10 protein-coding genes and 1 pseudogene are annotated in these 12,240 nt (G+C 41.1%); 5 read left to right on the top strand and 6 right to left on the bottom strand.

Translation table 11 applies throughout. The features are described from left to right. Window positions 1-315: 315 nt before the first annotated feature. From F6K23_RS13610 to F6K23_RS13595, 4 genes and pseudogenes are all read left to right on the top strand, one after another. Window positions 316-825, top strand: coding sequence for a DUF4112 domain-containing protein (locus tag F6K23_RS13610; RefSeq protein ID WP_293155971.1), 510 nt, complete (start codon window positions 316-318; stop codon window positions 823-825). A 10-nt stretch (window positions 826-835) separates the two neighbouring features. Further along, window positions 836-1,627 (top strand): annotated as a pseudogene (locus F6K23_RS13605) (ParA family protein). A 274-nt stretch (window positions 1,628-1,901) separates the two neighbouring features. Continuing rightward, window positions 1,902-2,156, top strand: coding sequence for a hypothetical protein (locus F6K23_RS13600; RefSeq protein WP_293155968.1), 255 nt, complete (start codon window positions 1,902-1,904; stop codon window positions 2,154-2,156). A gap of 534 nt (window positions 2,157-2,690) precedes the next feature. Continuing rightward, window positions 2,691-2,906: a HEPN domain-containing protein gene (locus F6K23_RS13595; protein ID WP_293155965.1), complete on the top strand. Its 216-nt coding sequence runs from the start codon at window positions 2,691-2,693 to the stop codon at window positions 2,904-2,906. Window positions 2,907-3,561: 655 nt separating this feature from the next. Here F6K23_RS13595 and F6K23_RS13590 read toward each other — a convergent pair. From F6K23_RS13590 to F6K23_RS13570, 5 genes are all read right to left on the bottom strand, one after another. After that, complete coding sequence (locus F6K23_RS13590; protein WP_293155962.1) at window positions 3,562-4,542, bottom strand: aldo/keto reductase; 981 nt, start codon at window positions 4,540-4,542, stop codon at window positions 3,562-3,564. Between the two features lie 287 nt (window positions 4,543-4,829). Further along, the gene (locus F6K23_RS13585) at window positions 4,830-4,955 is read right to left on the bottom strand and encodes a hypothetical protein (RefSeq protein WP_293155959.1); all 126 of its coding nucleotides are present in this window, start codon (window positions 4,953-4,955) and stop codon (window positions 4,830-4,832) included. Between the two features lie 29 nt (window positions 4,956-4,984). Beyond that, window positions 4,985-5,866: a formylglycine-generating enzyme family protein gene (locus F6K23_RS13580; RefSeq protein ID WP_293155956.1), complete on the bottom strand. Its 882-nt coding sequence runs from the start codon at window positions 5,864-5,866 to the stop codon at window positions 4,985-4,987. Window positions 5,867-6,135: 269 nt separating this feature from the next. After that, on the bottom strand, window positions 6,136-7,596 hold the full coding sequence (locus F6K23_RS13575; RefSeq protein WP_293155953.1) for a sulfatase-like hydrolase/transferase: 1,461 nt from the start codon (window positions 7,594-7,596) through the stop codon (window positions 6,136-6,138). 238 nt (window positions 7,597-7,834) lie between these two features. Then, on the bottom strand, window positions 7,835-9,220 hold the full coding sequence (locus F6K23_RS13570; protein ID WP_293155950.1) for a metallophosphoesterase: 1,386 nt from the start codon (window positions 9,218-9,220) through the stop codon (window positions 7,835-7,837). 465 nt (window positions 9,221-9,685) lie between these two features. On the opposite strand from F6K23_RS13570, the gene F6K23_RS13565 reads away from it, so the two are divergent. Further along, window positions 9,686-10,690 (top strand): AraC family transcriptional regulator, encoded by a 1,005-nt coding sequence (locus F6K23_RS13565; RefSeq protein WP_293155947.1) that lies wholly within the window; start codon window positions 9,686-9,688, stop codon window positions 10,688-10,690. 432 nt (window positions 10,691-11,122) lie between these two features. Here F6K23_RS13565 and F6K23_RS13560 read toward each other — a convergent pair whose 3' ends face one another. After that, complete coding sequence (locus tag F6K23_RS13560; RefSeq protein ID WP_293155944.1) at window positions 11,123-11,758, bottom strand: heme-copper oxidase subunit III; 636 nt, start codon at window positions 11,756-11,758, stop codon at window positions 11,123-11,125. Between the last annotated feature and the right edge of the window lie 482 nt (window positions 11,759-12,240).

Raw genomic sequence — 12,240 nt, 5'->3', positions numbered from 1 at the left:
TTCAGTAGGGTGTGAGTGATGTGACCGAATAATGAATAATTAATAATGAATAATTAATAATTAAGAGTTGATAGTTAATAATTATTCATTCAACAATTAACGCCTTGAAGCCGACCCTTTTAAGGGGATAAAGCGGTCGAGGGATGGCGAGGTTTCCTCGCCATATCCAATCGACCAAGAGAATTAAAAAAAATCCTTTTAATCAATCCTATCCGTTTTAAAAAGAGGTAATTATTAATTGTTAATTGTTAATTGTTAATTGCTGAAACCCTACTGAACTTACACATTTATTGAATTTTACTCACATAACTTCCAATGGCAAAACCATCTCCCACTACCTCTGGCGATCGCTCTCAAGCAGCTAAGGTCAGACAACTGCGTAAAATTAGCGATTTACTGGATAATGCTATTTGTGTTCCTGGTACTTCTTATGGCGTTGGTATTGACCCACTTCTAGGATTGATTCCTGGGGGTGGTGATTTTTTAGGAGGACTTATTTCTGTTTATATTGTATTTTCAGCAGCAATGATGGGTTTGCCCAGGGAAACTCTGATGCGAATGGCGTCTAATATTGTATTTGATTCTTTGGCAGGAATTGTACCTGTTTTTGGAGATTTATTTGATGTTGCTTGGAAGGCAAATTCTAAAAATATGGATATTTTGGAGGCTCATTTAGAGTCTCCTAAAGTTAGTAAAAGTGCCGATCGCGGGTTTGTTTTTTTGCTGTTGGGCGGTTTAATTTTATTTGTTATTGTTATTGCTACTTTGGGTTTTTTAGTTATTAGTTTATTGGTGAAGATTTTACAGTTTATTGTGTCAGGTTAGGTTGAGAAAAATGGTTCAGAAAATTGCACTTTTCAACCATAAAGGTGGGGTTAGTAAAACAACAACAACATTTAATTTGGGTTGGATGTTAGCATCAAAGGGAAAAAGAGTAATTCTAGTAGATACAGATCCACAATGCGATTTAACCGGTATGGTATTGGGGTTTTCTAGTAAACAAGAATTAGAAGAAATTTACAGTAAAAAACAAGATATTAAATCTGCTTTAGCACCTGCATTCGAGTCTCAGCCAAGATTAGTAGAAGCAGTTGATTGTATTCCCATTGAATGACAAGATGGTTTGTTTCTGTTACCCGGTCATGTGGGATTAGCAGAATATGAGGTAACTCTAGGAATAGCTCAAGAATTAAGTGGTTCTATTCAAACTCTTCAAAACCTTCCCGGTTCAATTTCTTATCTATTGAAAAAAACAGCAGAAAAATTTTCTGCCGACTATATTTTAATTGATATGAATCCTAGCTTAAGTTCAGTAAATCAGAACTTACTGATGACTAGCGATTTTTTTATTGTGCCTACTGTTCCTGACTTTTTTTCCATAATGGCAATTGATTCACTAGCTAGAATAATGCCAAAATGGCATATTTGGGCAGAAAAAGCTAGTGACTTAAAAGTTTTGAAAGAAGCTACTTATCCTTTTCCGAAAGTAACACCTCTTTTTCTAGGAACAATTATCCAAAACTATCAAATTATAAATCAAAAACCTTCTGATAGTTTTCAGGAATGGATAGATAGAATTCAAAAAGCTGTTTCAGATGAATTATATCATGTCCGGATAAGAGCGTGATCAAAAAACTTTCTCTTCATTTATAGCTTAAAATTCCCTCCTCATAACTCATTACTCATTACTCATAACTCATTACTCATAACTCATTACTCATAAATTATATCATGTCCGGATAAGAGCGTGATCAAAAAACTTTCTCTTCATTTATAGCTTAAAATTCCCTCCTCATAACTCATTACTCATAACTCATTACTCATAACTCATTACTCCTCCATTTTTATTTATAACTATTCAACCGGACATCATATTAGTTCCATCATTAAAAGAGCAAAATATGTTATTACCTAATAAAGTTTACTCTTCTCAAGATATGAATGACTATTGTTTGATAAAAATGTCTGATTTTAGCAGTCTTATTGCCATATCTCAGAACTGTAAAACACCTGTTTTTGCATTGACAAAAGAGCAAATTAGACAAGGTGGGCAAGTGTTAGAAAATACCTTAAAAGCACAAGATACTTTCAGAGATCGTTTTTCAACCCTAGCTGATCGAATCATTAATTTAACCTCAAATGCAGTCTGCGCTTGACCAGTTTCATATCAGTATTAATCGTGTTAGAGATTTGATAGCTGTTCATAACTCTGTTAAAGCGCAGTCTACCCCAGCTCTCGATCTTTCTGATATATTAAGAGCTGCCTTGGTTCTAGCTGTAAGTGCCTTAGACTATTATATACATGAAGTTGTTAAACTAGGAATGCTAGAAATATATCAAGGTTTGCGTTCTGAACCCCCTGCATTTTCTCGTTTTCAAATTTCGACGTTGCTGATTCTGGGTATGATGCAAGCCCCCCTAACCCCCCAATGCAAGGGGGGAATAAAACTCTAAAAGTCCCCCAATGCGTGGGGGATGCGCGGGGGCGAAGGCGAGAACCAAACAATCGCGCATTCATACTTCAATTCAGCAATGCCCAAATTTCTTTAGGTACTGCAAGGGAGGGGTTAAAAAATCCTCCAAATTTTGCATCTTATTTAGAAGATTAAATTCGACAGCGAAATAGTTATAAAAGTTTTCAACAACCAGATAGTATAGCAGATGCAATTAGGCTAATTTCAGATAAAAAATTGTGGCAAGAAGTTGGAAATATTATGGGTAGAACAGATAAGGATATTAAGCAAGAATTAAAAATTATTATTGACCGTCGAAATAAGATTGCTCACGAGGCGGATATAGACCCTACTTTAAGTTTAGGCAATAGATGGGGAATTGACGAAATTATGGTGGGCGATGCAGTTGACTTTATTGAAGAGGTTGTTGATAGTATTCATTCAATTATTTGATAATTTTTTTATACTGAAATGTTGCGTTCCGATTCCAAATTTAACAAATAACCTTACGTCAATCTCCTCTTCAGGTAAATCGAAAAAAAACTCGGTTTTGAGTGTTTTGATTATTAGTTTATTGGTACAAATTATAAAATTTATTAAATCGGGTTAAGGATTAATATCAAGCAAATTCGCAATTATTCTTTAGGAGTAGAACAACTCAAATAACCACCTCAATATTAGGGTGGTTATTAACTGTTATAAAAACGAGATTAGCAAGTGTTATTGGTATTAGCGTTTAACTTAACCTTGCGCTAACTAGACTTTAATTATTACAGATTTATAGATTATAAATCAAGAGGACTATTGCTATAACCCAAAATTTTTTCTATCGCAAAGCTGCTACTAATGCCCCTACAATATAGGGCGAATGCCATTCGCCCCTACTCTTATCTTTAAATACTGAATAACACCGATGCTACCGGATTTGATATTATCAATTATTTCTCCCTGTTGCCAGATGAGCTGTTGCCTCTTTTGGTGGAGATGTCTAGTTCAAAAGTTTAAAACTCAGACAACGTAAAACTTTTCCTTCTGACTCCCCCCTTTCAAAGGGGGGTAGGGGGGATGCCTTCTTCCTTCTTCCTTCTTCCTTCTTCCTTCTGCTATATCACTTAGTCTGAAAAATATTTTGTACCATTTTCTTATCTGTTCTCGCCGCAGCATTATCTAATTCCGTAACTTCACCAGAATCTAATTCCCAACCCAATGCACCAATATTTTGTTCTGCCTGTGCTAGATTTTTTGCCCCCGGAATAGGAATTGTACCTTTACAAATACACCAGTTAATTGCTACTTGCGACATCGTTTTATTTCTTGACTTTGCCACTGCTTCTAAACATGATAGTAGGGGGCGAACTCCTGATAATATTTGCTTAAACAAAAAACCTCGAATACCTTGAGGAAGAGAGCCGTTTTCTGAATATTTTCCTGTTAATATTCCCAATGCTAAAGGACTATATGCAATTAATTTAATTCCCAATTCATCACAGATTTCTTTCACTCCTAATTCTGTAACAGGATAGGTTGATAATAGAGAATATTGAACCTGTAGAGTAGTTATAGGAATATGGCGATCACGAAGTCTTTCATACACTTTCATTAACCGTTTAGGCCCATAGTTCGATAGTCCCACACCTTTTACCTTGCCTTGTTCGTATAAGTCAGCCAAACCATCTAAAAGCCCCCATTCCTGCCAGGGTAGATAATTTGCTGTAGACCAGTGCATCTGTACCAAATCGACATTTTTTCCGAGGCGTTGGGCCGATGCTTCCCCAGCAGAAATCATTGCTTGACGACCCCATCGCCAGGGATAAGCAGCAAGTTTTGTGGCAATGCAAATATTCTCTTGATTTGCCCCCGTGTATGCTTGGGAAAACTGTCCCAATAGCATTTCACTACGTCCGTTTAATTTACCTGTACCGTAGGAGTCCCCTGTATCAAATAAAGTCACACCATTAGCAACACAAAGATTGAAGACATTTTGCAACTCATTATCCATACTTTCATCATATCCCCAGAGGAGGCGGTTGCCCCATGCCCATGTACCACAGCCCATTTTTGGTAGCATAAGTTTTTCTTTAGTTTGCATCCTGACTATTTCTCAATATTAGACATCTATATATTTTCTCACTATAGCGCTACGCGGCAGGGAATAGGGAACAGGGAATAGCAAACTGTCAAACAGAAATACGCTAACTGTCGTTAGTCTACAACTATGGGTTATATCATGTTCCCCCTCCGGGGGAGCTACGAATTGCGGATAATTACTTATAATAAAATTTTTGTTTGTAGTTGGGCTTTAGCCCTTACAATACTTACTATTAGGGCTAAAGCCCAACTACGATCCTAATTATAACTATTCTACCGAACATGATATTAAAGCTCCACATTGTTAGAACTGTTGCTTGAGGTTTCGTTAAGTTGGGCAAGTTTTGGGTAACGATTCTTACCCATCCCCCCATCTCCCCATCCCCCCATCTCCCCATCTCCCCATCTCCTCATCCCCCCATCTAATAAGGTGTGTCAGTCCACTACGAAACTACTAAACGAAACCCAATATGAGTTGTTCCGGTATCAGGAGCTTGAGACTCTCTGGCAGCAGGTCGATAACGACTACAATAATTTTTAGCACAGAGGTAAGAACCACCTTTAATAACGTGCAAAGCTCCTTCCTGGGGTTTGATGGGATCGAAACTGGCGGTTTTGTCAGGTCCGAGGGGGTTTACACTATGGTCTTTGCCAGAATGTCCGACTTGATACCAGTCTGATGTCAGTTCCCAAACGTTTCCGGTCATTTCATAAAGTCCGTAACCGTTGGGAGGAAAAGATTCTACTGGTGCAGTTCCTAAATAGTTATCTTCTTTGGTATTGAAAAAGGGAAACATCCCTTGCCAAGTGTTGGCTTTCTTTGCAGAATATTGATTTCCCCAAGTAAATTCTTGTTCCTGAAGACCACCCCGCGCTGCATATTCCCATTGAGCTTCTGTGGGGAGAGATTTACCCGCCCAATTAGCATAAGCAACAGCATCTTCATAAGCGATGTGAACCACAGGATAATTATCTTTGCCTCTGATGTTGCTATGAGGACCGTAGGGATGTTGCCAATTAGCACCCACTGTCCAATGCCACCAGCTTAAGTAAGCAACTTGTTGAATACCTTCAGAGGGAGGTTGAAAGACGAGGGAACCAGGTTGTCGTTGCTTGTCGGTTAGATTGGGGAATTGTGATTTTGAGAGGGGGCGTTCGGCAATGGTTTTATAGCCTGTTGCCTTGACAAATTTGCGGAATTCGGCGTTGGTGATTTCGTGGCGATCAATGCAAAAACTATCTACAGTGACGTCTTCAGCAGAAATTTCTGATGGATAATGAGAATCCGATCCCATTCTAAAAGTGCCTCCAGGAATAAATACCATTCCCCTTGGACAACTATTATTTGTAGAAGATGCTTGTGCTGGTGTGGAGAAAGGGAGAATAAGGGATATTGTTAGGAAAAATATAATAAGTGATTTTAAGCAAAAAGTTTTCATAAAATGCTTGATATTTCGATAATACAATATTCTCTGTTCAAGGTGCAGAATGGCTTTGAACAGAGAATTCTCATTGTTGGCAAAAATCCTACGGACTTTTGCGTAATCGATAGCTCCCAAAGGGAGAGGATCACAACCCTTGGGAGGCTATTATTTTAAGACGGAGGAAAATTGATTTGAGACAGTTGAGGCGATGATTCTGGCAAATAATCGTCAGGTGTCGCGTCCAGAGGAGCACCTGCAGGAATCAACGGTTCCTTTTCCACACTTTCCTGGAAGTCACCCAATATGCTGAATACGTGATATGATGCCCAATAGTAGCGAGGATTATTTGGGATGCGTTCCTTGGGATCTTCTTTCAAATTGATCAGATTGGGAATTGGCAGTTTCAAAGCCGGATCGAACATGTATTTCTGATCGACGAACTTAGCCTTATAGTGATGCCACTTGATACCATAAAGGTCGGGGCCGTTCCAGTAGGGGAAGCCCTCTCTGGCTGACTCCTCTGTCTTATCCTCGAAGAAATCTCGCTGATCTTGCCCATCAATTATCCGATCGTCGGGGATTTCCGCCCCTGCCCAGCGAATTAAAGTCGTGAACATATCGGTGATATGAACGATCTCATCACTCTCACGATTTGACGGCACTTTGCCTGGATAGCGAATGATGCAGGGGGTACGCAGATTCCCTTCGCTGCCAGCAAAGTAAGAACCTTCAAAGAACCCCGGGTTGCCACGCCACTCTATGGCTTCCTCCGGACCGTTTTCGCCTGCGAACACGACGATTGTATTATCGGCAAGGCCGAGTTGCTCCAAATAGTCGAGCATTTCACCGAAATCGCTATCCAACTCCATGAGACTATCAGCGTTGTCGCCGTACCCTGTCGCGCCTTTGAACTCCTCTCGGGGAACAATAGGCATGTGCATCAGGCTGTGGTTGAAATACATGAAGAAGGGTTTACCAGCATCCTTGCTTTCCTGCATCCATTTCTTGGCGTGCGTCATGTATTCGAGATCCAGGTTGCGTTTGACATCGACAGTCAGGAGAGCGTGTTCTGTTAACTCTCCTCCCTGGACTGATTCTACCACATGAGAGCCGGGGTCGCGTTCGGGATCGTAGAAGGGGTCTTCAAAATACAAACTTTCGTCATAGCTGCGGGGAATACCATACCAGTGCAGGAAGCCGTGATCTGTGGGAAACCGACCTGGTGTGTCACCAATGTGCCACTTCCCTACAATGTAGTTGTTATATCCGGCTGCCGACAGCACGTCGCCCATAGTTTTTTCCCAGGCAACGATTCCATTAGGCAATCCTGGTAATGCAACAGTGTGCGTTCCAGAACGAATGGAGTAGCGACCAGTCATGATAGCCGAGCGCGAGGGCGTGCATTGGGACTCGGGTGCAAAATTCAGTAGCTTGAATCCTTCTGTGGCAAACTGATCGATACGGGGTGTTGCAGTGCCGCGCAGGATGCCACCACCGTAGGTACCAATTTCGCCAAACCCCAGGTTGTCAACCTGGAAATACAGGATGTTGGGGCGAGAAGGGGCCTCTTCTGCCATGACTCGCAGGATCGTCGTGCTGAGGAAGAGAGAGATTGCGATCGCACCCCCCACAATCCCTTTCCAAATCAATAAAACCTCATAAACAAAACTTTGTACTTGGGTAGATCCCTAGAACGGGTATTGCCCACCTAACTCCTTCCTTCGCTATTAGGAATGATCAAACAAGAACCTCAGATTTGGGCTGTATAAAACAGCTAGTGAGTTCCTTGCATCAGTTGAGGCGGGCTTTGCCATTCTTATAAACCTATGATTATCTATATAAATCTATGATTTTCTATAAATCAGACCTTCAAGTTTTTGCAGGTCTGGTATCTGGGTCTGGTGCCTCGAATTTACGACGCAACTGGATCGTGTATGTTTCCGGCTGCTCATACCAGCCATTTTCCTTAATGGCTCCTTTGGGAACATCGGTATAGGGAAGAGGAATATCTTCCTCCTCCGCTACCTCTGGATTAATGAAGGAGTAATAAGGAGCCCGATGAATATACATGCGGATATCCAACGACTGACTGCCATCAGTGAAGCCGAGCCATCGGCTCAAGGGCACACCTGCGGAATAGTAATGAGTCAGACCCCCCACCTGAAGGAAGGTGACACCCCAACGTTTTGCAGTCATCCCTTTGCCATTAACAACTTCTCCTGGATAGCTATGGGAATGAGCACCCAGCCACAGGTCGATGGCGGGTTCTCCGTGCTCCTGATAATAATCCTCAAGATATTGCTCGAAAGGCCCGAGACCGATGATTTCCTCACAGGGGTAGTCGGGGTCCTCAAGCCCAGGCGAGTCAGTGTATACCGTACACTGGAATTCCTCTGGATTCTCGTTCTCGATAATGTAAGCCAGATAGCCTCCAATCCCATCGCCTGGGTGAATACTGGGGTCATCGAAACCTGATGTCGTGGTTGTGCCCTTGAGAGCGTGATGGTGCGCGGTGATAATGATCTTTTCTGGGTTATCTTCAATTTGTTGCTTCCACCAGTTAAATGTATCACGTGTCACAGCACCAGAGGGGAATCCTCCAAACTCATGGTCTTCACTGTTGCCCCGACCGACTGGATTGGACACATCGTTTCGGTCAGCTAGCATCAGAAACAGGACATTACCTGCTTCAAACTTGTAATGTTCCCAAGTTCCTGTAACTGGAAAGCGACGCAGCTCAGGATTGACACCCGAAAATTCTGTGTTCTCACCCAGGGGATCGATCCATTTGCTGAACCAGGAACCAGGGCCTTGGTCGTAATAGTTGGCATCATGGTTGCCGATGACGCTATAAACGTCTTCACGGTAGTGCTTTGTCAAGGCCTTGTACTGGTCTACAACCATGCGACCCTCCTCATCGTTGGGGAAGAACCCCGAAGAACTATAGTCGCCAAGGTTGAGCATGATGTCCCAATTGATGGCGGGAACCGGGAGAAACACCCCGTCTTTCTCTTCTTCTACAAAGAAGGGCGACCAGTAACCTTCCGACTGTCGTAAGGCCAGCTTCAGGGATTCAATGCCATACAGGCTGTCCGTAGTTATGTGTGCGTCGCCGGCAACCCACACGTTGAACGTCTCTGGTTCGGCAGTTTGGGCTATTGCCGATGAAATGGCAGTATTAAGGAAGAGGGAGAGTGCGATCGCAAACACCGCAAACATCCTGCAAATCTGGTTAAAAATACTGTTGAAAAACATCGATAAAACCTCATAAAAGGGGTTAGAAACATCAGGAATTAGGCAGCTACACTAAATGTATTGGGTATATCCAGAGTTACTACCAATTTATAAGCTATATATAGCGGCACTGCGTAAGTCCTGAACACTTTTGAGCACCTCCCAAAACACAATCTGGATGGCCTTGGGAGGGGTTGTAGAGTCCCGATCGCTGCATCGGAACCCTATCACCTGGACTGAATTGGACTTCTTTGAATTTATTAATCGAAAATCTAATTAGGATATTTCATACCCACTCCGTAGCACAACAGAGTAATTCAAAGACTTGAAGATTAGTTTAGTGGTAGTCTATCTCTGTGGATAATCAAAAATTGAAACTTTCTCAGTTATACAAATTAAATAACTAAGTTGAAGTTGATATTAGTTTTACTTATATTTTCTTTGATTGTTTTTTTTTGATGGAGTGATGTAAAAGTAAGTTGATTGATGAATATAAAAAATAGTAAAACTACCCAGACTCAAGATGATCCTGGGATAGGCAATCCGAAGATTATCTCCAAATCATTTACATATGTGGAGCATTTCAAAGAGTTTTCTAACTATAAAAATAAGGAAATAATACAACTCACTCCCGGTTCTGTTCAAGCTGAGTTTTTGTCGATTCAGGTTGGTGACATATTTTTCGTATGTAATCAGGTGAACCAAGGGATTCAATTTTCGGGTGATGGTACAAAGGGATGCATCTCTTTTGCGATAGTTTGGTCTGAGAATGAAAAGGAATATTACTCCTTCCGTCACCCTATAAAACCTAAAAGGACTGTTTTTGCTTTGAATAACATCGAAGCAGACATAATATTTCCTCAAGGTGGAACGGTGACACAAATTTCTATACCTATTCAAACTTTTCATACTTATGCAGACCAACTACAGCGCCACGATCTAGACGATAATTTCCGGAGAAAAAATCATGTGAATTTACCTCTAACTGGGATTCAAGAAATTAAAGATTATCTGAAACAAGTATTTTGGTTAGCAGTACACCAACCGACTTGGTTTCAAAACCCTCATATTGAGAAACTCATTACTGATGATTTAGTTCCTTTGTTGATTAGTCACATTCCCATCAAGTTAAATTCCAAGTCTTTCCTCAAACCTTCCCGAAGAGCAAAGTTGATTGCCCAAGCAGAGCAAAAAATGTTAGCACACTTGGAAACACCTTTGACTTTAAAACAACTAGCTGAAAATTTAGGATCTAGCAGTCGTGCCTTATCTTATGGTTTTCAGGACTTATTTGGCTTGAGTCCGATGCGTTATCTCAAGGTGCAACGACTCAATGCAGTGCGACGACACCTGAAGGCAAGCGATCCAGAAAGTTGTACGATCGCTATCCTCGCCAGTGAATTTGGCTTTTACAGTCCATGTCATTTTACTAGAGATTACAAAACCATGTTTGGGGAGTTGCCTTCAGAGACGTTGGGAAAGAAGGCATAGATAGTGAAAAATCAGGGGAGATGACAGTCGTCCGTTGTGTTACTTTAGCTAAACTTTTAAAGAAAAAATGTGATAGTTTTTCTGTTGATGTTGGGAAAGTTCATAATTTATTTACACACTTGGAAAATAGGTCGAATTATTCTTGAGAGAAACTGTATAACCCCGGATTCTATATAACCACAAAATATAGTAGGGGTTAACGGCCGTTAACCCCTACAAATGGTGTATAATTTTTCAAATGCAACGCAAGTGTAGCGACAGTAAACTCCTTCGCGTAGACATTAACTAGCTATTAGCTTTTCCGTTCCGGAATGTTCCGCAAACAGCATTTAGCTGGAGCGCTAAAATTTCAAGGGTTTAAGTACCCCACGCTTATTTGAAAAGGCGCGCCAGAGAAGCCGATAGCTGATTGCTGACCGCTGAGGTGCTTCTTTAAATCTGAGTCAAAATGTAAAGCAAAGTGAATAAAACAATCCAGATAATATCAACAAAGTGCCAATATATTTCTGCCATCTCAATACCAACGTGCTTTTCTCCATTGTAATGACCAGCACGACGAGAACGCCACAATACACCGAGAATAAGTAGAACGCCAACAAAAACGTGTAGACCGTGGAAACCAGTCATCACATAAAAACAATTGGAAAACACATTAGTAGTCAGGCCATAACCTAGAGTCATGTACTCATAAACCTGACCGCCTAAAAAGATAATACCCATGGCGGCGGTAACTATATACCATAGACGCATTCCTGAGAGATCGTTCTTTTTGATTGCAGTATCGCCTTTGTGAATCACAAAACTACTAGAAACCAGAATAATAGTGTTGATGGTTGGCAGTAACAACTCTACCTCTGTTTCTTCAGGAGGCCAAACCCCGGCATTTGCTCGGTAAATTAAATAAGCAGCAAATAGTCCCCCAAACATCAAAGATTCAGAAGCAAGAAATGTGATTAATCCAAAAACTCGTAAATCCTGATGTTCTTCGTGATGGCCTGCCTCTGCTGACGCAGATTGGACGGAAGTATCAACTAAATTATTAGTTGTTTCAATTGTTGAACCTTGCATAATTTCTTGTACCTAAAATAAACAAAAATAATTTCTGAAAGTTTATATCTCAGGACTTATATAAAATCCGGTTGAACAGTCGTCATTGCGACGATAGGAAGCAATCTCAGGGGTTGAGGAGATTGCTTCCTTCCACTCCGTTACAGTCGCAATGACTTGGGTATAGTAATTATCCGGATTTGATATTGCCCATGAACTGCTTCATAAAACCGATATAAAACGTCACATAGCGTGATATTTTAATGTTTACTTCCTGCTTCCACCGGAACTGTCGGCAGCACTCCGTCCACAGGCATCAACGGTCAAGCCGACCGCATGTCTTGAGTGCGTCTTACATTCTGAGGAAACCTCGCCAATTAGCACTCGCTTTCTTAAATTAATACTTGCATCTCATACGCGGTCTATAGATATGCCACAATCAGGGCAATCAAAAGTTCTGAGATTTAATGGCATATCTTGTACATGACCACAACTAGAGGTGG

It is taken from the genome of Okeania sp. SIO2C9 (genome assembly GCF_010672455.1).
Lineage (GTDB): Bacteria > Cyanobacteriota > Cyanobacteriia > Cyanobacteriales > Microcoleaceae > Okeania.
Note: the sequence above shows the minus strand (reverse complement) of the source record. Positions and strands in the feature narration are given on the sequence as shown.

Excerpts from the sequence above, each read along its gene's own strand:
- F6K23_RS13610 (WP_293155971.1), top strand. The coding sequence starts at position 316 with ATGGCAAAACCATCTCCCACTACCTCTGGCGATCGCTCTCAAGCAGCT.
- F6K23_RS13600 (WP_293155968.1), top strand. The coding sequence starts at position 1,902 with ATGTTATTACCTAATAAAGTTTACTCTTCTCAAGATATGAATGACTAT.
- F6K23_RS13590 (WP_293155962.1), bottom strand. The coding sequence starts at position 4,542 with ATGCAAACTAAAGAAAAACTTATGCTACCAAAAATGGGCTGTGGTACA.
- F6K23_RS13585 (WP_293155959.1), bottom strand. The coding sequence starts at position 4,955 with ATGAGGAGATGGGGAGATGGGGAGATGGGGGGATGGGGAGATGGGGGG.
- F6K23_RS13580 (WP_293155956.1), bottom strand. The coding sequence starts at position 5,866 with ATGGTATTTATTCCTGGAGGCACTTTTAGAATGGGATCGGATTCTCAT.
- F6K23_RS13570 (WP_293155950.1), bottom strand. The coding sequence starts at position 9,220 with ATGTTTTTCAACAGTATTTTTAACCAGATTTGCAGGATGTTTGCGGTG.
- F6K23_RS13565 (WP_293155947.1), top strand. The coding sequence starts at position 9,686 with ATGAATATAAAAAATAGTAAAACTACCCAGACTCAAGATGATCCTGGG.
- F6K23_RS13560 (WP_293155944.1), bottom strand. The coding sequence starts at position 11,758 with ATGCAAGGTTCAACAATTGAAACAACTAATAATTTAGTTGATACTTCC.